Annotated in this window: 14 protein-coding genes; 11 read left to right on the top strand and 3 right to left on the bottom strand. The window is 65.8% G+C overall.

Going from position 1 to position 19,036, the window contains the following annotated elements; all coding sequences use genetic code 11:
* Positions 1-281 precede the first annotated feature (281 nt).
* Entirely contained in the window at positions 282-935 is a 654-nt protein-coding gene (locus tag AC1DOX_RS08095; protein ID WP_092137235.1) for a peroxiredoxin, read from the top strand.
* A 471-nt stretch (positions 936-1,406) separates the two neighbouring features.
* Here the strand turns inward: AC1DOX_RS08095 and AC1DOX_RS08100 are convergent, their stop codons facing one another.
* Entirely contained in the window at positions 1,407-2,369 is a 963-nt protein-coding gene (locus AC1DOX_RS08100) for a chemotaxis protein (RefSeq protein ID WP_441616773.1), read from the bottom strand.
* Positions 2,370-2,835: 466 nt separating this feature from the next.
* Between AC1DOX_RS08100 and AC1DOX_RS08105 the strand changes: the two genes are divergently transcribed.
* On the top strand, positions 2,836-4,218 hold the full coding sequence (locus AC1DOX_RS08105; protein ID WP_441616771.1) for an NCS2 family permease: 1,383 nt from the start codon (positions 2,836-2,838) through the stop codon (positions 4,216-4,218).
* A gap of 805 nt (positions 4,219-5,023) precedes the next feature.
* Positions 5,024-5,341: an H-NS histone family protein gene (locus AC1DOX_RS08110; RefSeq protein WP_092137232.1), complete on the top strand. Its 318-nt coding sequence runs from the start codon at positions 5,024-5,026 to the stop codon at positions 5,339-5,341.
* Positions 5,342-5,419: 78 nt separating this feature from the next.
* Here the strand turns inward: AC1DOX_RS08110 and AC1DOX_RS08115 are convergent, their stop codons facing one another.
* Entirely contained in the window at positions 5,420-5,986 is a 567-nt protein-coding gene (locus AC1DOX_RS08115) for a hypothetical protein (RefSeq protein ID WP_441616769.1), read from the bottom strand.
* Positions 5,987-6,225: 239 nt separating this feature from the next.
* Positions 6,226-7,167: a LysR family transcriptional regulator gene (locus tag AC1DOX_RS08120; protein WP_441616767.1), complete on the bottom strand. Its 942-nt coding sequence runs from the start codon at positions 7,165-7,167 to the stop codon at positions 6,226-6,228.
* Positions 7,168-7,277: 110 nt separating this feature from the next.
* On the opposite strand from AC1DOX_RS08120, the gene AC1DOX_RS08125 reads away from it, so the two are divergent.
* The 8 genes from AC1DOX_RS08125 to AC1DOX_RS08160 all read left to right on the top strand — a co-directional run bounded on the left by AC1DOX_RS08125 (position 7,278) and on the right by AC1DOX_RS08160 (position 19,035).
* On the top strand, positions 7,278-8,513 hold the full coding sequence (locus AC1DOX_RS08125; protein ID WP_441616765.1) for an MFS transporter: 1,236 nt from the start codon (positions 7,278-7,280) through the stop codon (positions 8,511-8,513).
* 129 nt (positions 8,514-8,642) lie between these two features.
* A complete protein-coding gene (locus AC1DOX_RS08130) occupies positions 8,643-9,932 on the top strand; it encodes an MFS transporter (RefSeq protein ID WP_441616763.1) in 1,290 nt (429 codons plus the stop codon).
* 71 nt (positions 9,933-10,003) lie between these two features.
* The gene (locus AC1DOX_RS08135) at positions 10,004-11,392 is read left to right on the top strand and encodes a NarK family nitrate/nitrite MFS transporter (RefSeq protein ID WP_441616761.1); all 1,389 of its coding nucleotides are present in this window, start codon (positions 10,004-10,006) and stop codon (positions 11,390-11,392) included.
* Between the two features lie 190 nt (positions 11,393-11,582).
* On the top strand, positions 11,583-15,323 hold the full coding sequence (locus AC1DOX_RS08140) for a nitrate reductase subunit alpha (protein WP_441616759.1): 3,741 nt from the start codon (positions 11,583-11,585) through the stop codon (positions 15,321-15,323).
* A complete protein-coding gene (narH, locus tag AC1DOX_RS08145; protein WP_441616757.1) occupies positions 15,320-16,876 on the top strand; it encodes a nitrate reductase subunit beta in 1,557 nt (518 codons plus the stop codon). The genes AC1DOX_RS08140 and narH overlap by 4 nt, the downstream gene beginning before the upstream one ends.
* Positions 16,877-16,899: 23 nt before the next feature.
* Positions 16,900-17,559 (top strand): nitrate reductase molybdenum cofactor assembly chaperone, encoded by a 660-nt coding sequence (narJ, locus tag AC1DOX_RS08150; protein ID WP_441616755.1) that lies wholly within the window; start codon positions 16,900-16,902, stop codon positions 17,557-17,559.
* Positions 17,560-17,572: 13 nt separating this feature from the next.
* Positions 17,573-18,256: a respiratory nitrate reductase subunit gamma gene (narI, locus tag AC1DOX_RS08155; protein ID WP_441616753.1), complete on the top strand. Its 684-nt coding sequence runs from the start codon at positions 17,573-17,575 to the stop codon at positions 18,254-18,256.
* 17 nt (positions 18,257-18,273) lie between these two features.
* Complete coding sequence (locus AC1DOX_RS08160) at positions 18,274-19,035, top strand: peptidylprolyl isomerase (RefSeq protein WP_441616751.1); 762 nt, start codon at positions 18,274-18,276, stop codon at positions 19,033-19,035.
* The last annotated feature ends 1 nt before the right edge of the window (position 19,036 follow it).

Below are 19,036 nucleotides of genomic sequence, written 5' to 3' on the forward strand. Positions count from 1 at the left end.
GTCGAGTGACGCGCGCGACACTGGCGCGCCGTCGCAACGCGTGCGAGCGTACAGACGGGCGGCAAGGGAGACGGCAAAAATGGGAGGCTGGGGTGGCGCCTGGCGGTGGCGGCTGGGTGGCAATTGGGGTGGCAACTGAAAGGGGGGCGGCTTTTTTGTTCGCCGCTTCCTATACTGATCTCGCCCGGGCACGCCGGCAGTCAAACCACTCAGCCGTCGAAATCCATCCACGCGACGACCCGGAAATCCACTGACCACCACCACGAGAAAGGAGCCCGACCATGGCAATTCGACTCGGCGAAGAAGCACCGGACTTCACCGCTGATACCACCGAAGGGAAGATCCAGTTTCACGAATGGATCGGCAACAGCTGGGCGATTCTGTTCTCTCACCCGAAGGACTTCACGCCGGTCTGCACGACCGAACTTGGCTACATGGCCAAGCTGAAGCCCGAGTTCGACAAACGAAACACCAAGATCATCGGCCTGTCGATCGACCCCGTCGACGATCACAAGCGTTGGGCCAAGGACATCGAGGAAACCCAGGGCACCGCGGTCAACTATCCGATGATCGGCGACGCCGACCTGAAGGTGGCCAAGCTTTACGACATGATCCACCCCGAAGCCAGCGGCGGTCCGCGCACGGCGGTCGACAACGCCACGATCCGTTCCGTGTTCATGATCGGCCCAGACAAGAAGGTCAAGGCGATGCTGGTCTATCCGATGAGCGCCGGCCGGAATTTCGACGAGGTGCTGCGCCTGCTGGATTCCCTGCAGCTCAACGCGAAGCACACCGTGGCCACGCCCGTTAACTGGAAACCCGGCGACGACGTGATCATCCCGACGTCGGTGTCGGACGACGACGCGAAGAAAAAATATCCGCAAGGATTCAACACGCTGAAGCCCTACCTGCGCACGGTGGCGCAGCCGAAGTAGCACGCTCGTTTGCATTGGCCGACGTCGGCCGGGGTCCGCCACAGTCGGACCATCTTCACGAGGAATGAACCGGGGCCAATACGCGCCAGCCACACACCGGAAGCGAAGCGCGGGCAGACATCTCGATGCATGCCCGCGCTGCCGCATGAACTATCCACAGACTCAGTGGATAATCCCCCTCTTGACAACCCGCCATCCCGCGCCGGTATTGGCAGGAGCTGGACTGCCCGAATTTTGGGCAACCTGCGCGGACGGGGCTTTTCTTGCGTCGGTGAGCGATCTGTGCGTGCGGCGGGACCGCATCGGGCTACTGCATTTGAGGTAGCGGCGACACGCTGCCGCGCGCATCACGGTACAGCGGCGGCGCAGCGACGACACCCCGGCCGTCGGCCAGGGTAGTAGACACGCTTGCGTGAGGAGGATGCCGTCGCGAGCGCCTCGTGACGGCAGATGACGGCGGCTTGCGGCTGTTTACGGATGTCGCGCCAGCACGCCGCGGATCGTCTCCGCCAGGTCCTTGGCGAGGAACTTCGACACATACGCGTCGGCGCCGACCTTGCGCACGTGCTCCTCGCTCGCCTCGCCCGACAGCGACGAGTGAATGACCACGGGCAGCGACTTCAGCCGCGCATCCGCCTTGATCTTGCGCGTCAGCGTGAAGCCATCCATCTCGGGCATTTCCAGGTCGGTCAGCACCAGCGCGATTTCGTCGCGCACGGTCTTGCCGTGGCTGGCTGCCTGGTCGGCGATGCTGCCGAGCATTTCCCAGGCCTCCTGCCCGGTCTTGGTCATAACCACCTGCACGCCCATCGCCTTCAGGCCGTTTTCGATCAGGCCACGCGCCAGCGCGGAATCGTCGGCGGCCAGCACCTTGGTGCCGGGGCGCAGGTTCAGCGCCGGACCCACGGTAGCCGGGTCCACATCCGGCTGGCGCGTGGGCAGCACGTCGCGCAGGATCTGCTCCACGTCCAGCACCTGCACCAGGCGCGGATTGTCGCCGCCGACGTCAAGCTTGGCGATGCTGGTCACCAGCCCGCCCTTGACGCTGGTCTCGGCGGAAATCACCTGGCTCCAGTCCAGGCGCACGATCTCTTCCACCGCTTCCACCGCGAAGCCCTGCGTGGACCGCGCATACTCCGTGACCAGCATGATGTTCAGCCCGGACGTGGGCTTGCATTCCAGCAGGCGTGGCAGGTCGATGACGGGAATCACCTGGCCGCGAATATCGGCCATGCCCAGGATGGACGGGCCCGCGCCCACCACCGTCGTCACCGACGGCATGACCAGGATTTCCCGGACCTTGAATACGTTGATGCCGAACAGCTCGGACTGTCCGCTGTTTGCCGCGTCGCCAAGTCGGAACAACAACAGCTCGAACTGGTTGTTGTTGGTAAGGTTGGTGCGCTCGTCGATATCCCTCATCGCGCTGGTCATGCTGTGCTCCGCTGGCTGGCTGTGGTTGATGTGTACAGGTGTTGCCAAAGGTCTATCGGCGCCCCAGCCGCGACCTTTAGCCTGCCGGGCCCGGAGTGACCGATACCCGCCTTCGTACCCGATGCCATGCGACGCATCCGCCGCCCGCAGCGCCACCGAGGGAAATCCCTGAGCCTTGCGGCGCACCGCAAACCCGTGGTTATTCGGGCAACGGCATGTTCCGCATGCGGACGCCATGATGAAGTGCGTGCGCGAGTCCCCTACCTTTGAGCCTCGCCGGATCCCACCCGCCAGAGGTGGCCGACCGGCCCCGGCCACCGAGCCGGACACCGAGGAACGAGACACCCGCTGCCCAGACCCGATGCCCCCGGGACCTCTGCCCTCGCACCCAGAACCAAAGAGAGACAAGCTGACGCCCGATCCGTACGCGGACGTGCGCGGCGCCCCTGCATGGAGGCAGACCATCATGATCGAACAGCCGTATCCGTCCGTGACGGACGTCGAGACCGCAAGCGCCGGCAGCGACGGCAAAATCGACCAGTACTTTCAGATCAGCGCGCGCGGCAGCACGCAGCGTCGCGAAGTATTGGCCGGCATCACCACCTTCATGGCGATGGTCTACGCCGTGTTCGTCGTTCCGGGCATGCTCGGCAAGGCGGGCTTTGACACCAGCGCCGTCTTCGTGGCCGTCTGCCTGACCACGGCCTTCGGGTCGCTGCTCATGGGCCTGTGGGCCAAGCTGCCGATCGCCATCGGCTGCGCGATCTCGCTGACCGCGTTCATGGCCTTCGGCCTCGTGCTCGGCCAGCACCTGACCCCCGCGGTGGCACTTGGCGCCGTGTTCCTGATGGGCATTGTGTTTACGGCCATCTCGGTCACCGGCGTGCGCTCCTGGATCCTGCGCAACCTGCCGGCCGGCGTGGCGCACGGCGCCGGTATCGGTATCGGCCTGTTCCTGTTGCTCATCGCATCGAACGAAGTCGGCCTGGTGGTCAAGAACCCCGGCGCCGGACTGCCCGTTGCGCTGGGCAAGATCACCGCATTCCCGGTGCTGATGTCGATCCTGGGCCTGGCCGCGATCTTCGGCCTGGAGCGGCGCCGCGTGCCGGGCGGCATCCTGCTGGTGATCATCGCCATCTCCGCGCTGGGCCTGGCCTTCGACCCCGCCGTGAAATTCACTGGCGTGTTCGCGCTGCCGTCGCTGTCCGCACCGGGGCACGCCTCGCTGATCGGCGCCATGGATATCCGCGGCGCGCTCTCCGCCGCCGTGCTGCCCAGCGTGCTGGCGCTGGTGATGACCGCGGTGTTCGACGCCACCGGCACCATCCGCGCTGTCGCCGGGCAGGCCAACCAGCTCGACGCCACCGGCCGCATCCATAACGGCGGCCGTGCGCTGACGGCGGACTCGGTCAGTTCGATCTTCTCCGCCGTGTTCGGCGGTGCCCCGGCTGCGGCCTATATCGAATCGACGGTGGGCGTGGCCGCCGGCGCGCGTACCGGCCTCGCTGCCGTCACCGTTGGCCTGCTGTTCCTCGCCGTGATGTTCTTCTCGCCGCTGGCGGGCCTGGTGCCGTCGTACGCCACCGCCCCCGCGCTGATGTACGTGGGCCTGCTGATGTTGTCCAGCGTGAGCCGCCTGCACATGGACGACCTCGTCGATGCAATGGCCGGCCTGGTCTGCGCGGTGTTCATCGTGCTGACCTGCAATATCGTCACCGGGATCATGCTGGGCTTCTGCACGCTGGTCATCGGCCGCATCGTCTCCGGCGAATGGCGCAAGCTCAATGTCGGCACCGTGGCCATCGCCGTGTCACTGGCCGCCTTCTATGCAGGTGGCTGGGCCATCTGACGACGCTGTCTCCTCCACCTGGGACACCGGTGGATTTCTCAGCCCCCGGGGACTTTCCCCCCGGGGGCTTTTTTTATTTTCCGCCGGACGCCAGTCATGGCCGCGCAGCTAACCGCTGCATCCGTGGATGCGCTCCCGACAGGGCAATAAGGTCTTGAAATCCTTGCCCCGATATCGCGGCGAGTCCGGGGCCGTCTTATCGATATTGCCGCCGCCTGCCAGCGATTCGCGCGCCAGCTTATCCCCCAATTCCCGCGCCCGAATCCCCGCCCTCCGAATTCCCGCACCGCGAATCCCGGAATCCCCAATCCATGTATTGGCGGTTTTTCACTGCGGCTACACGCCGGTAAATTCTGCCCATTACCGATTTCACGCCGGTAAAGACCCCGGCTCCGGACCCGGACCCGGTCGGCAACATGACAAAAATATCATCGCTGACAAAATCTGCGCGCCGCATTCGCATTCGTGAATAGGCGGACGCAGGCGACTGCCAGCCGCGCGGAGATGCCATCGAGAAAATTCCAGGAATCCACCGATTGCGCGCTGGCGGATTTACAAAAAACTGAGTGGCTATATTGCCTCCTTTTGGATAGGATTCGGATCAGCGGTATCCCGATGGCCACCCGGGCAAAAGCGATCGCGTTTAGAACAAGGCTGTGTGCAACCCGATAGCCATCGAACGGAATGCATGCCGGTTCGCGTTTAAATCGTGCATTTCCGGTGATTTTTTGTAATATTTTTCTTATGCAGACGCGTTGCGTGGTCTTGTAACATGCTGCAAACAAACACTGAACGGGGATTCAAAATGCCGACTTACAAGCAACTGCTGGCTGAAAAAGAAGCACTGGAAGCCAAGCTCAGCGAAGTCCGCGCCAATGAAGTGGCCGGCGTGATCGATCAAATTCGCCAGTTGATGGCTGACTACGATCTAACTGTCGACGATATCGCACCGAAACGCCGTCGGGGCCGCCCCGCCGGCAGCAGCGTCGCCGCGGCGCGCAAGACTTCGTCGCTGCCCCCGAAATACATGGATCCGAAGTCCGGCAAGACGTGGTCTGGCCGTGGCCGCGCACCGGCCTGGCTCGGCAAGCGCCCCGAGCGCTTCCTGATCCAGCCCGAGTAATTCCCGCCGACCTGCCTGCCCGGGCCAGTCGTCCTGACTGGCCCAACACCTTCCGCCCCGATGCGCTGAACCCGCCGTTCAGAGCGCCTCGCAGACATATTCCTTGCGCAATGCCCGAAAGCCCTGCTGGCTGGGTTCCTGCACGACAGCGGCCCCGCCGTCCGGCTGCGGTTGCAGCCGCAGCACGCGCGCCGAGCACTGGCTGGCCGACTCATTGCGCGTATAGCGGATCTCGTACTGTCCGCCCGCCTGCGGGATGAACGACACGCCCGCCGCGCAACGCAACTCCTCCGCCGGGGGCGCGGCCGTCGAGGTCACCGCGACATAAAGCCGCTTGCCGATGGCGACCTTGCGCTCGCGCGTCCGCGATGCTGGCTCCGGCGAGCTGCCGGCCATGGCCAGTTGGGTGTCCCGTCCCATCGCCGCCAGGTGCTTGCCCATCCCGGCCAGGACGAGGGACCGCGGAGGCGTCGGGCACGCGGCGGGATCCACGACGCTGAACGTCGTGTTGTCGTCCGTCGTGGTCATCAGCCGCACGCTGGCATAGGGCGCGTCGCTGGGGACGCGGTACCGCGCCACGCAACCGGACAGGCCCGCGACACACATCAGGAAAAGCGGTACCGCGACAAGCCGGATCTTGCGCATAGGAAGCACGAAGCAGACCGTTGGACGAGGTTGATGACACAGCATACCGGTGCCGGTCACCTTCCGGGGTGGGGTGGACCACGTTGAGGATATCCACAGGTTCTGTGGATATCCTGCCGTGTCGAACCGCCAGGTCCCAGTCTGTGCGGTAACGCACCGGACTGCACAAAAATTAAGCAACCGGTCAGATCATTCCGACGGACCTTCGCCCGCCTGCCGCATGGAATAGCTACTGTAGGTCAGGATCGTGTGGCACCCAAGTCCGCATCCGGCCACGTGGCCCACGGCGGATCTTCGCCCCAGCGCTCCGCCAGGAAATCGACGAATGCGCGCACGCGCGGCGGCACCAGCCGCCGCTGTGGCATGACGGCGTAGATGCCGCTGTCGGCAATCGGATAGTCGGGCAACACCCGCACCAGCCGACCCGCGCGCAGATCCTCGCCAACGTGCCAGACCGAATGCATGGCAATGCCGAAGCCGGCGATGGCCGCATCCGTCAGCAGCTCGCCCGTGTTGGCCTCCACGCGCCCACGCACGCGCACGGCGATCTCCCCGCCCGCGCCATCGCCGAGGCGCCAGACATCGGCCCGCCCCTGGCTGCCGACCAGCACCAGGCATTCGTGGCGAGCCAGGTCGTGCGGGGTCTCCGGCCAGCCATGCTGCCGCAGGTATTCGGGCGAGGCGCACAACAATCGACGGTTGTCCGCGAGCTTGCGCGCGACCAGCGTGGAATCCGCCAGCGAGCCAATGCGGATGGCCAGGTCGAAGCCGCTGCTGACCAGGTCGAGGACATGGTCGTTCAGGTTGATGCTCAGATTGACCCCGGGGTGCGCACGCAGAAAGTCCGGCAGCAGCGGCGAGACATACTGCCGCCCGAACGACGCTGACGTCGTCACCCGCAGCGTCCCGGTGATGCCGGTGCCGGCCTGACGCAACGATCCCGACAAGGCTTCGAGATCCTCCACCAATACGCGGCCCTGCTCGGCCAGCACGGCCCCTTCGGGCGTGGCATGCAGGCGGCGCGTGGTCCGGTGCAGCAGCCGCACGCCCAGGTCGCGCTCCAGCCGTTGCAGGCGCTGGCTGGCCACCGCCACCGACAAGTCGAGGCTACGCGCGGCCGCGCTGATCGACCCCATGTCCAGCACCCGCAGGAACAGGCCGATATCGCCGATTCGATCCATGATTTTCAAGATCTTGTTGAAACTGATTCTGGATCTTGCCAGTTTTTGAAAAAGCCGGATAGGGCCAGACTGCGGACCTTCATTGCCATCCATTCATGGAGAGACGCCTCATGGCCGCGCCCCTGGCTCCCCCTTCCCCCGCTTCCACCGGCCCGCGCCAGCGGCTTCCAGTGGCGCTTTATGCACTCACAGCCGGCTCGTTCGGCATCGGCTGTGCGGAATTCGTCATCATGGGCCTGCTGCTGCAGGTCTCCGCCGACCTCGGCGTGACCATCGCGGCCGCCGGCATGCTGGTGTCGGGCTACGCGCTGGGTGTCTTTGCCGGCGCGCCGTTGCTGACCCTGGCGACGCGCCACATGCCGCGCAAGGCGGTGCTGATGGCGCTGATGGTGATCTACACCATCGGCAATGCCGCCTGCGCGCTGGCGCCCGACTACACCACGCTGATGATCGCCCGCGTGATCACGTCGCTCACGCACGGCACGTTCTTCGGTGTCGGCGCCGTGGTGGCGACCGGCCTGGTGCCCGCCAACCGTCGCGCATCGGCCATTTCGGTCATGTTCTCGGGCCTGACCCTGGCCACGCTGCTGGGCATGCCCGCCGGCGCCTGGCTGGGCCTGCACTTCGGCTGGCGCGCCACGTTCTGGGCGATGACCCTGATCGGACTAGTCTCGCTGGCGGTCATCGCGCTGCTGGTGCAGAAGAGCCGTGACGACAGCGCCCCGGCGCGGCTGGTCGACGAACTGAAGACCATCGTGCGCCCGCAAGTGCTGCTGGGCCTGCTGATGACGGTCTTGCAGTCCATCGGCATCTTCGCGGTGATCACCTATGTGCAGCCGCTGTTGACGAAGGTCACGGGCTACGGCGAAGCCGCGGTCTCCCCGATCCTGCTGCTGTTCGGCGGCGGCATGATCATCGGCAACATCCTCGGTGGCCGCATGGCGGACCGCAAGCCCACCGGCGCGCTGCTGGGCGCGCTCAGTGCATTGACGGTGGTGCTGGCCGCGATGACGTTCTCGCTCCACCACCACGTGGCGGTGGTGGTGTTCGTCGGCGTGCTGGGCGTTGCAGCGTTTTCCACCGTGTCGCCGCTGCAGTTGCGCGTGCTGCGCCACGCCAGGGGCGCGGGCCAGAACCTCGCCTCCAGCTTCAATATCGCCGCGTTCAATCTGGGCAACGGCATCGGTGCCTGGCTCGGCGGCGTGGTCGTCGATCACGGCCCGGGCCTGACCGCGTTGCCGTGGGTGGCGGCCCTGGCGCCGCTGGTGGCGCTGGTCGTCGCCCTGCTGGCCGTGCGTATGGAGCAGGCCCGAGACGCCGTCGGCCTGGCACCGGAGGCGTCGTGACCTGCCAACCGGACTAGCTCCATCGACGGGGGCCGCGCGCGCCCTCGCTGTGCGCACGGCGAATAGGCAGACCATGTGCGCGTGCCTACGCTGGGAAGCAATTCTTATTGTCGACCCAGGAGCATGGTCATGGCCTCACCCTCCGCACCCGGCACGATCGCCGCGGCTCCGGCGCACGCGGTCCCGCGTGGCGCCTACAGTGTTCTCACTTCCAGTACGTTCGCGTTCACCATCTGCTTTGCCGTATGGATGGTGTTCGCGGTGCTGGGCATTCCCCTCAAGAAGCAGCTGGGCCTGAACGACACCGAATTCGGCCTGCTGGCCGCCATGCCGGTGCTCAGCGGATCGCTGATCCGCGTGCCGCTCGGCATCTGGACCGACCGCTACGGCGGCCGCATCGTCTTCTTCCTGCTGATGCTGGCCACGGTCATTCCGATCTGGCTGATCGCATATGCCACGACGCTGTGGCAACTGCTGGCGCTGGGCCTGCTGCTGGGCCTGGCGGGCGGCTCGTTCTCGGTGGGCACGCCCTACGTGGCGCGCTGGTTCCCCCCCAGCCGCAAGGGCCTAGCGATGGGCATCTTCGGCGCCGGCAATTCGGGCGCCGCGCTGACCAAGTTCGTCGCGCCTGCGCTGATCGCCGCGGCCGGCACGTGGACCATCGTGCCGAAGGTCTATTCGGTCGCCATGCTGATCACGGCCGCCGTGTTCTGGCTGTTCTCGGCCAGCAACCCGGCGCACCGCGTGGCATCCACCGATGGCGGCTGGCGCGCCCAGCTCGCCATGCTGCGCGACCCGCGCGTATGGCGCTATTCGCAGTACTACTCCGTGGTGTTCGGCGGCTATGTGGGCCTGTCGCTGTGGATGACCAAGTACTACATCGGCGAATACGGCTTCGACATCAAGATCGCCGCGTTCCTGGCCGCCTGCTTCTCGCTGCCGGGCGGCGTGCTGCGCGCCATCGGGGGCTGGATCTCCGACAAGTACGGCGCGCATCGCACCACGTGGTGGGTGATGTGGATCAGCTGGGTCGGCTTCTTCCTGCTGAGCTACCCGCAGACCGACCTCACCATCCAGACCACCAGCGGCCCGCTGTCGCTGCACATCGGCCTGTCGCCGACGCTGTTCACGGTGCTGCTGTTCATCGTGGGCATCGCCTTCGCGATCGGCAAGGCCTCGGTGTTCAAGTTCATCGCCAATGACTTCTCGCACAACATCGGCGCCGTCTCCGGCGTGGTGGGCCTGGCCGGCGGCCTGGGCGGCTTCCTGCTGCCGATCCTGTTCGGCGCGCTGGCGGACCTGACCGGCGTGCGCAGCAGCTGCTTCATGCTGATGTACGCCACGGTCTGCGTGAGCCTGGTGTGGATGCACTACAGCCACCGCGACGATTCCCGCCACCTCGTCGCGCAGCCCGCCTGATCCCCTTTCCGCTGCCGCGTGCCCGCCGGGCCCGCGGGCGGCCCATTGCATCTCCATCGGGAGTTCCCGTCATGAGCACATCCGTACTGACCCGCTGGGAGCCTGAAGACAAGGCCTTCTGGCAATCCAAGGGCGAGCGCATCGCCTATCGCAATCTCTGGATCTCCATCCCCGCGCTGATGCTGGCGTTCGTGGTGTGGATGCTCTGGAGCGTGGTGGCCGTCAACCTCGACCGCGCCGGCTTCCAGTTCACCAAGAACCAACTGTTCTGGCTGACCGCGCTGCCCGCGCTGTCCGGCGCCACGCTGCGTATCTTCTATTCGTTCCTGGTGCCGATCTTCGGCGGCCGGCGTTTTACCGCCATCTCCACCGCGCTGCTGCTGATCCCGGCGCTGGGCATGGGCTTTGCGCTGCGCGACCCGTCCACCGGCTATCCGACGCTGCTGGTGCTGGCGCTGCTGTGCGGGCTGGGCGGGGCCAACTTCAGCTCGTCGATGGCCAACATCAGCTTCTTCTTTCCCAAGGCCAAGAAGGGCCTGGCCACAGGGCTGAACGCCGGCATCGGCAACCTTGGCGTGTCCGTGGTGCAGTTCGTCACGCCGCTGGTGGTGTCGCTGGCCGTGTTCGGCACGCTGGGCGGCGATCCGCAGAGCTACCAGGCTGCCAACGGCGCGACGCTGAACCTGTGGCTGCAGAACGCCGGCTTTCTCTGGGTGCCGTTCATCGCGGTGTCGGCGCTGGCCGCCTGGTTTGGCATGCACGACATTGCCGACGCGCGCGCATCGTTCGCCGAGCAGGCCGTGATCTTCCGGCGCGCCCACAACTGGCTGATGTGTTGGCTCTATGTGGGCACCTTCGGTTCCTTCATCGGCTTCTCGGCGGGCCTTGCGCTGCTGACCAAGTCGCAGTTCCCGGACGTGAACCCCACCGCGTACGCCTTCCTGGGCCCGCTGGTCGGCGCGCTGACGCGTCCGGTTGGCGGCTGGATGTCGGACAAGCTTGGCGGCGCACGCGTGACGCTGTGGACGTTCGTGGGCATGATCGCGGCCGTCTGGGCGGTGCTGATGGCGCTGCCCCACGGCGGCACCGGTGGCAACTTCACGGGCTTCCTGGCTGCGTTCATCGCGCTGTTCGCGCTGACGGGCATCGGCAACGGCTCCACCTTCCGCATGATTCCCGTGATCTTCCTGACCGAGCGCCAGCGCGCCGCCGCCGGCCAGGACGCCGCCGCGCAACGCCAGGCGTTGCAGGACGCCGGCAAGGAATCGGCCGCCGTGCTGGGCTTTTCCGGCGCCATCGGTGCCTATGGCGGCTTCTTCATCCCCAAGAGCTTCGGCACCGCGCTGGAGCTGACCGGATCGCCTGACGCCGCGCTCTACGCCTTCATCTTGTTCTATGTCAGCTGCGTGCTGGTGACGTGGTGGTTCTACGCGCGCCGCAACGCCGCCATGCCCTGCTGACCCCGCCTGTCAAGCTCCTCCGGCGGCATAGTTCCAACGAACTATGCCGCCGGCGCGTTTCTAGCCCGATCGCATCGCCGCGCCTCTTCCACTAGCGAATGGCCGCCGCGGCACTCGCTCCGTAAAGTGAAAGCGTCCCTGCAGCGGCCACCCGGCCGTCCCAGCAGACAGCATTCTGCGGAGCATAACAATGAGTCATTTTCTGGATCGACTGAAGTTCATGTCGCGCGTGAAGTCCACCTATGCGGACGGCCACGGCGCTGTCGTGGACGAGGACCGCCGGTGGGAAGACGGCTATCGCAGCCGCTGGCAGCACGACAAGATCGTGCGCTCCACCCACGGCGTCAACTGCACGGGTTCGTGCTCATGGAAGGTCTACGTCAAGAACGGCCTGATCACCTGGGAAACGCAGCAGACCGACTACCCGCGCACCCGGCCCGACCTGCCCAACCATGAGCCGCGCGGCTGCCCGCGCGGCGCGTCCTACAGCTGGTACGTGTATTCGGCGCAGCGGGTCAAGTATCCGATGATCCGTGGCCGCCTGATGGAGATGTGGCGCGAGGCCCGCAAGACCATGGACCCCATTGCCGCCTGGGCATCCATCAGCCAGGACCCCGAGAAAGCAAAGCGCTACAAGTCGGTACGCGGCCAGGGCGGCTTCGTGCGCGCGGACTGGGACACCACCACCGAGATCATCGCCGCGGCCAACGCCTACACGGTCAAGCAGTTCGGCCCGGACCGCGTGGTCGGCTTCTCGCCGATTCCCGCGATGTCGATGGTGTCCTACGCGGCCGGTGCGCGCTACCTGAGCCTGCTGGGCGGCGCCTGCCTGTCGTTCTACGACTGGTACTGCGACCTGCCACCGGCCAGCCCGCAAGTCTGGGGCGAACAGACCGACGTGCCGGAATCGGCCGACTGGTACAACTCCACCTACCTGATGGTGTGGGGCTCCAACGTGCCGCAGACGCGCACGCCGGACGCCCACTTCTACACCGAGGTCCGCTACAAGGGCACCAAGACCGTGGCGGTGTCGTCCGACTTCGGCGAAATGGTCAAGTTCGGCGACATCTGGCTGGCACCGAAGCAAGGCACCGACGCCGCGCTGGCAATGGCCATGGGCCACGTGGTGCTCAAGGAATTCCACGCCAACGCCAGGTCCGCCTACTTCCGCGACTACATCAAGCGCTACACCGACATGCCGATGCTGGTGATGCTGCGCGAACAGGACGGCACGCTGGTGCCCGATCACTTCCTGCGCGCCTCGCACCTGGCCGGCAATCACGGCGAAGCCAACCACCCGGACTGGAAGACCCTGCTGATCGACAGCAAGACCGGCGAGCTGGTGGTGCCCAATGGCACCATCGGCTTCCGCTGGGGCGAGGCCGCGCACGACGACGGCGCCAAGGTCGGCCGCTGGAACCTGGAAGCACGCGACGGCAACTCCGGCCGCGAGATCGACCCCGCGCTGTCGATGCTGGACCGCGAACACGAAGTCGTCGAAGTGGGCTTCAACTACTTCGGCGGCGAGCACGACGCGCTGCTCCGCCGCCGTGTACCGGCCCGCCGCATCACGCTGGCGGACGGCACCTCGGCGCTGGTCGCCACCGTGTACGACCTGCAGATGGCCAACTACGGCGTCGACCAGGGCCTGGGCGGCCCCAATGTGGCCGCGAGCTACGACGACGACGTGCCCTACACGCCCGCCTGGCAGGAAAAGCACACCACGGTGCCACGTCACCTGGTGATCCAGGTGGCACGCGAATTCGCCGAGAACGCCGACCGCACCGAAGGCAAGAGCATGGTGATCGTGGGTGCCGCGCTGAACCACTGGTACCACAACGACATGATCTACCGGGGCATCATCAACCTGCTGATGATGTGCGGCTGCGTGGGCAAGAGTGGTGGCGGCTGGGCGCACTATGTCGGCCAGGAAAAGCTGCGTCCGCAGTTCGGCTGGGCCCCGCTGGCCTTCGCGCTGGACTGGGCGCGCCCGCCGCGCCAGATGAACGGCACCTCGTTCTTCTACAGCCACACCAGCCAGTGGCGCCACGAAAAGCTGGCCGTGGACGAAATCCTGGCGCCAACCGCCGACCGCGCGCGCTATGACGGCCTCTCGCTGCTCGACCTGAATGCCCGCGCCGAACGCATGGGCTGGCTGCCGTCCGCGCCGCAACTGAACACCAACCCGCTCGACGTGGTGGATGCCGCCGAGCGTGCCGGCCAGGACCCGGTGGCCTACACGGTCGACCAGCTCAAGTCCGGCGCGCTGGAGTTTGCGTGCGACGATCCCGACAATCCCGCCAACTTCCCGCGCAACATGTTCGTGTGGCGGTCCAACATCCTGGGCAGCTCGGGCAAGGGCCACGAGTACTTCCTCAAGTACCTGCTGGGCACGCAGAACGCCGTGTTCGGCGATGAAGCCGACGCGATCACCCCCGGTGAAGTGAATGTGCGCCCGGCCGCGGAAGGCAAGCTGGACCTGCTGACCGTGCTGGATTTCCGCATGAGCACGACCTGCCTGTACTGCGACATCGTGCTGCCGACGGCCACGTGGTACGAGAAGGACGATCTCAACACGTCCGACATGCACCCGTTCATCCACCCGCTGTCGGAGGCCGTCCAGCCGCTGTGGGAAAGCAAGACCGACTGGGAAATCTACAAGGCCATCGCGAAGAAGTTCAGCGAGATTGGCGGCGCCTACCTTGGCACCCGCCGCGACCTGGTCTGCACGCCGCTGATGCATGACACCCCGGGGGAACTCGGCCAGCCCTTCGACCCGAAGGACTGGAAGCATGGCGAATGCGACCTGATCCCCGGCAAGACCGCGCCATCCATGACCGTCGTGGAACGCAACTACGCCGACATCTACAAGAAGTTCACGTCGATCGGCCCGTTGCTGGACAAGCTGGGCAATGGCGGCAAGGGCATCAACTGGAACACGCAGCATGAAGTCGCGGAAATCGGCCGGCTGAGCAACACCGTCACCGAACCCGGCGTCAGCCAGGGCCGCCCTCGCCTGGAATCGGCGATCGATGCCGCGGAGATGATCCTGACCTTCGCGCCCGAGACCAATGGCCACGTCGCCGTCAAGGCATGGGAAGCGCTGTCGAAGATCACCGGCCGCGAACATGCGCACCTGGCCGTTGGCCGCGAGCACGACAAGATCCGCTTCCGCGACGTACAGGTGCAGCCGCGCAAGATCATCTCGGCACCGACGTGGTCTGGCCTGGAATCGGAGGAAGTCAGCTACAACGCCGGCTACACCAACGTCCACGAGCTGATTCCATGGCGCACGCTGACCGGCCGCCAGCAGTTCTACCAGGATCACCGCTGGATGCTCGATTTCGGCGAAGGCGCATGCGTCTACAAGCCGGCCATCGACACCAAGACCGTGGCGCCGATGCTCAACCGCAAGCCGAACGGCAATCCGGAGCTGGTGCTGAACTGGATCACGCCGCACCAGAAGTGGGGCATCCACTCCACCTACTCGGACAACCTGCGCATGCTCACGCTGTCGCGTGGCGGGCCGCACGTATGGATCTCGGAGACCGAGGCCCAGGCCAACGGCATCCGCGACAACGACTGGGTCGAGGTGTTCAACGTCAACGGCACCCTCACCGCCCGCGTGGTGGTATCCCAGCGCGTTCCGAAGGGCATGTGCCTGATGTACCACGCCCAGGAGAAGATCGTGAACGTGCCCGGCGCGGAAACCAGCGGCATGCGCGGCGGCATCCATAACTCCGTGACACGCGCGGTGACCAAGCCCACGCACATGATCGGCGGCTATGCACAACTGGCCTACGGGTTCAACTACTACGGCACCGTGGGCAGCAACCGGGATGAATTCATCATCCTGCGCAAGATGAACAAGGTCGACTGGCTTGAAGGCCCGCTGGTCGAACAAACGGCAAAGGAAGGAGCCACGCAATGAAGATCCGTGCCCAGGTAGCCATGGTGCTGAACCTCGACAAATGCATCGGCTGCCATACCTGCTCCGTGACCTGCAAGAACGTATGGACCAGCCGCGACGGCGTGGAATACGCGTGGTTCAACAACGTCGAAACCAAGCCCGGCATTGGCTATCCCAAGGAATGGGAGAACCAGGAGAAGTGGCAAGGCGGCTGGCAGCGTCATCCGGACGGCACCCTGACGCCGCGCCAGGGCGGCCGGCTGCGCATCCTCGCCAACCTGTTCGCCAACCCCAACCTGCCGCAGATCGACGACTACTACGAGCCGTTCACCTACGACTACGAGCACCTGCAGAAGGCCCCGCTGGTGCAGACCCCGCCGACGGCACGTCCTGTTTCCGTGCTGACGGGCAAGAAGATGGAAAAGATCGAATGGGGCCCGAACTGGGAGGACGACCTGGGCGGCGAGTTTGCTTCCCGCAGCCGCGACAAGCTGTTTGACGACGTGCAGAAGGAGATGTACTCCACGTTCGAGAACACCTTCATGATGTACCTGCCCCGGCTGTGCGAGCACTGCCTGAACCCGGCGTGCGTGGCATCCTGCCCCAGCGGCTCGATCTACAAGCGCGAGGACGACGGCATCGTGCTGGTGGACCAGGACAAGTGCCGTGGCTGGCGGATGTGCATCTCCGGCTGCCCGTACAAGAAGATCTACTTCAACTGGCAGAGCGGCAAGGCCGAGAAGTGCCTGTTCTGCTATCCGCGTATCGAGGCCGGCCAGCCGACCGTCTGCGCCGAAACCTGCGTTGGCCGCATCCGCTATCTCGGCGTGATGTTGTATGACGCGGACCGCATTGAATCGGCGGCAGCCGTGGAAGACACGCGCGACCTGTACCAGTCGCAGCTCGACATCTTCCTGGACCCGAATGACCCGGCCGTGCAGGCCGAGGCGCTGCGCCAGGGCATTCCGCAAAGCTGGGTCGACGCCGCAAGCAAGTCGCCCGTCTACAAGATGGCCTGCGAGTGGAAGATCGCCTTCCCGTTGCATCCGGAATACCGCACGCTGCCGATGGTCTGGTATGTCCCGCCGCTCTCCCCGATCCAGACCGCGGCGCAGGCCGGCCACATGGGCATGAATGGCGTGATCCCGGACGTGAAGAGCCTGCGCATCCCGGTGAAGTACCTGGCCAACCTGCTGACCGCCGGCGATGTCATTCCCGTGCTGTCCGCGCTGGACCGCATGCTGGCCATGCGCGCGTTCAAGCGATCCGAGGTCGTCGACGGCATACAGGACCTGGGCGTGCTGGAACAGGTGGGCCTCACGCCCGCGCAGGTGGAAGACATGTACCAGACCATGGCCATCGCCAACTACGAGGATCGCTTCGTGATTCCGTCCTCGCACAAGGAAATGGTCGAGGACAGCTTCAACGACAAGGCGAGCTGCGGCTTCAGCTTTGGCAACGGCTGCTCGGGCGGCACCACGTCCGGATCGCTGTTCGGCAAGAAGCCGCAGGGCAGCGTGGTCTTCGCGGACATGCCCAAGTCCCGCAAGCAGAAGCCCGAGACCACCGTCTGAGCCGCGTCACCCAAGGATTCATCATGACCCTCTACCCCGTGCTCAGCGCCCTGCTGGGCTACCCCGAATCGGCGCTCGTCGATGCCATGCCGGAAATCGAGCGCGAACTGGCCGTCTGGCCGCAGGCGCGCGAGATACTGGCGCCGCTGACAGCGTTGCTACGCGACACGCCGCTTATCGCGCTGCAGGAGAACTACGTCGCCACGTTCGACCGCAACCCCGCGCATTCGCTTCACCTGTTCGAGCATGTCCACGGAGAGTCCCGCGACCGGGGCCAGGCCATGGTCGACCTGATCGACGAATACCGGCGCGAAGGCTTCGAGCCGATCGGCTCGGAGCTGCCCGACTACGTGCCCCTGTTCCTGGAATTCCTGGGGGCACTGGCCGCCGAGGGCAAGGACGCGCACGCCGAGCAATTGCTGGGCGACGCGATCCACGTCCTGGCCGCCATCGGCGACCGCCTGGCCCGGCACGACAGCCCGTATGCCGGCGTGTTCCGGGTACTGCAAACGCTGACCGACGTCCAGCCCGAGGCGCGCCAGGACCCGCCCGTCCGCGACATGGACGAAGCGATGGAAGTGTTCGGCCCCGGCGCCGATGGCGTCGAACCGCTGCTGGCGATCCGGCCGGCCGCCGAACAGGTGGTCCGCTTCCACACGCGCCAGCCCCAACCCGCTCACTGACCGCGGAGCCATCATGGATCTACTGAACCAATTCCTCTACGGCATCTATCCGTACATCGCCGCCGCGCTGTTCCTGTTCGGCAGCCTGGCACGCTTTGAACGCGAACAGTACAGCTGGAAGACCGACAGCTCCCAGTTGCTCTATCGCGGCAATCTGCGGCTGGGCAATATCCTGTTCCACGTCGGCATCCTCGGGCTGTTCTTCGGCCACCTGGCCGGGCTACTGACGCCCGTGGCCGTCTGGGATGCGCTTGGCGTCTCGCACGGTTTCAAGCAGGGCGTGGCCATGGCGGCCGGCGGCGTGATGGGCACGATGTGCCTGGCCGGCCTGCTGATCCTGCTGCACCGCCGCCTAACCAACCCGCGCGTATCCGCTGTGACGCGCACCGGCGACAAGGTCTTGCTCGTCTGGCTGCTGGTGACGCTGCTCCTTGGCCTGTCCACGATCGGCGTATCCGCCGGCCACATGGACGGCCACATGATGGTGCAGCTGATGACGTGGGCCCAGCATATCGTCACGCTGCGCGGCGACGCCGCCGGCTACGTTGCCGATGCGCCGATCCTGTTCCGCGCGCACCTGTTCATGGGCATCACGCTGTTTGCCATCTTCCCGTTCACGCGGCTGGTGCATGTGTGGAGCGGCTTCGGATCGGTCACCTATCTGGGCCGCGCCTGGCAGCTCGTACGCGGCCGCTGACCGCATCGGAGACCAACATGCCTGTCATTGTCAACGGCGCCGAACTGCAGGATGCCGACATCGAACGCGAGCTGCCGCTGTATGAGGGCACACGCAACCCAGCACGCGAGGCCACCGTGGCGGCCATCCTGCGCCGTCTGGTACGGGAGGAAGCCGCACGTCTGGGGCTGGCCGCGCCGGACGGCCACGCCGACCCCGACGAAGCGCTGACCACCGCGCTGCTGGACCATGAAGCCACGGTACCCACGCCCGACGAGGCCAGCTGCCGGCGCCACTACGAAGGCCACCCCGAGCATTTCCACGTGGGAGCCTGGGTGGAGGCCGAACATATCCTGTTCCAGGTCACGCCCTATGCACGGCTCGACGCATTGCGCGCGCTGGCGGAGCGGACCCTGGACGAGGTACGTGCCCGGCCGTCGCGCTTCGCCGAGCTGGCCCGCACCCGCTCCAACTGCCCGAGCGGTGGCGGAGGCGGACGCCTTGGGCGGCTGTTTCGCGGCGAAACCACGCCGGAGTTCGAACGCGCGCTGTTCGAGATGCGCGGCACCGGCGTCCTGCCCGCTATCGTCGAAAGCCGCCACGGCCTGCACGTGGTCAAGGTCCTGGACCGCCATGCGGGCGAGCGGCTGCCCTTCGAGACCGTGCACGCCGATATCGCCCGGGCGCTTGCCGCCGCCGCACGCGATCGCGCGTGGAAGCAGTACGCCACGGTACTGATCGGCAAGTCGCGCATCGAGGGCATCGAACTCGACGGCGCCGACAGCCCGCTAGTCCAGTAGC

The organism is Cupriavidus sp. 01L415 (assembly GCF_056400065.1).

Excerpts from the sequence above, each read along its gene's own strand:
- AC1DOX_RS08130 (WP_441616763.1), top strand. The coding sequence starts at position 8,643 with ATGGCCTCACCCTCCGCACCCGGCACGATCGCCGCGGCTCCGGCGCAC.
- narH (WP_441616757.1), top strand. The coding sequence starts at position 15,320 with ATGAAGATCCGTGCCCAGGTAGCCATGGTGCTGAACCTCGACAAATGC.
- AC1DOX_RS08160 (WP_441616751.1), top strand. The coding sequence starts at position 18,274 with ATGCCTGTCATTGTCAACGGCGCCGAACTGCAGGATGCCGACATCGAA.
- narJ (WP_441616755.1), top strand. The coding sequence starts at position 16,900 with ATGACCCTCTACCCCGTGCTCAGCGCCCTGCTGGGCTACCCCGAATCG.
- AC1DOX_RS08115 (WP_441616769.1), bottom strand. The coding sequence starts at position 5,986 with ATGCGCAAGATCCGGCTTGTCGCGGTACCGCTTTTCCTGATGTGTGTC.
- AC1DOX_RS08140 (WP_441616759.1), top strand. The coding sequence starts at position 11,583 with ATGAGTCATTTTCTGGATCGACTGAAGTTCATGTCGCGCGTGAAGTCC.
- AC1DOX_RS08095 (WP_092137235.1), top strand. The coding sequence starts at position 282 with ATGGCAATTCGACTCGGCGAAGAAGCACCGGACTTCACCGCTGATACC.
- AC1DOX_RS08120 (WP_441616767.1), bottom strand. The coding sequence starts at position 7,167 with ATGGATCGAATCGGCGATATCGGCCTGTTCCTGCGGGTGCTGGACATG.
- AC1DOX_RS08125 (WP_441616765.1), top strand. The coding sequence starts at position 7,278 with ATGGCCGCGCCCCTGGCTCCCCCTTCCCCCGCTTCCACCGGCCCGCGC.
- AC1DOX_RS08105 (WP_441616771.1), top strand. The coding sequence starts at position 2,836 with ATGATCGAACAGCCGTATCCGTCCGTGACGGACGTCGAGACCGCAAGC.
- AC1DOX_RS08135 (WP_441616761.1), top strand. The coding sequence starts at position 10,004 with ATGAGCACATCCGTACTGACCCGCTGGGAGCCTGAAGACAAGGCCTTC.
- narI (WP_441616753.1), top strand. The coding sequence starts at position 17,573 with ATGGATCTACTGAACCAATTCCTCTACGGCATCTATCCGTACATCGCC.
- AC1DOX_RS08110 (WP_092137232.1), top strand. The coding sequence starts at position 5,024 with ATGCCGACTTACAAGCAACTGCTGGCTGAAAAAGAAGCACTGGAAGCC.
- AC1DOX_RS08100 (WP_441616773.1), bottom strand. The coding sequence starts at position 2,369 with ATGACCAGCGCGATGAGGGATATCGACGAGCGCACCAACCTTACCAAC.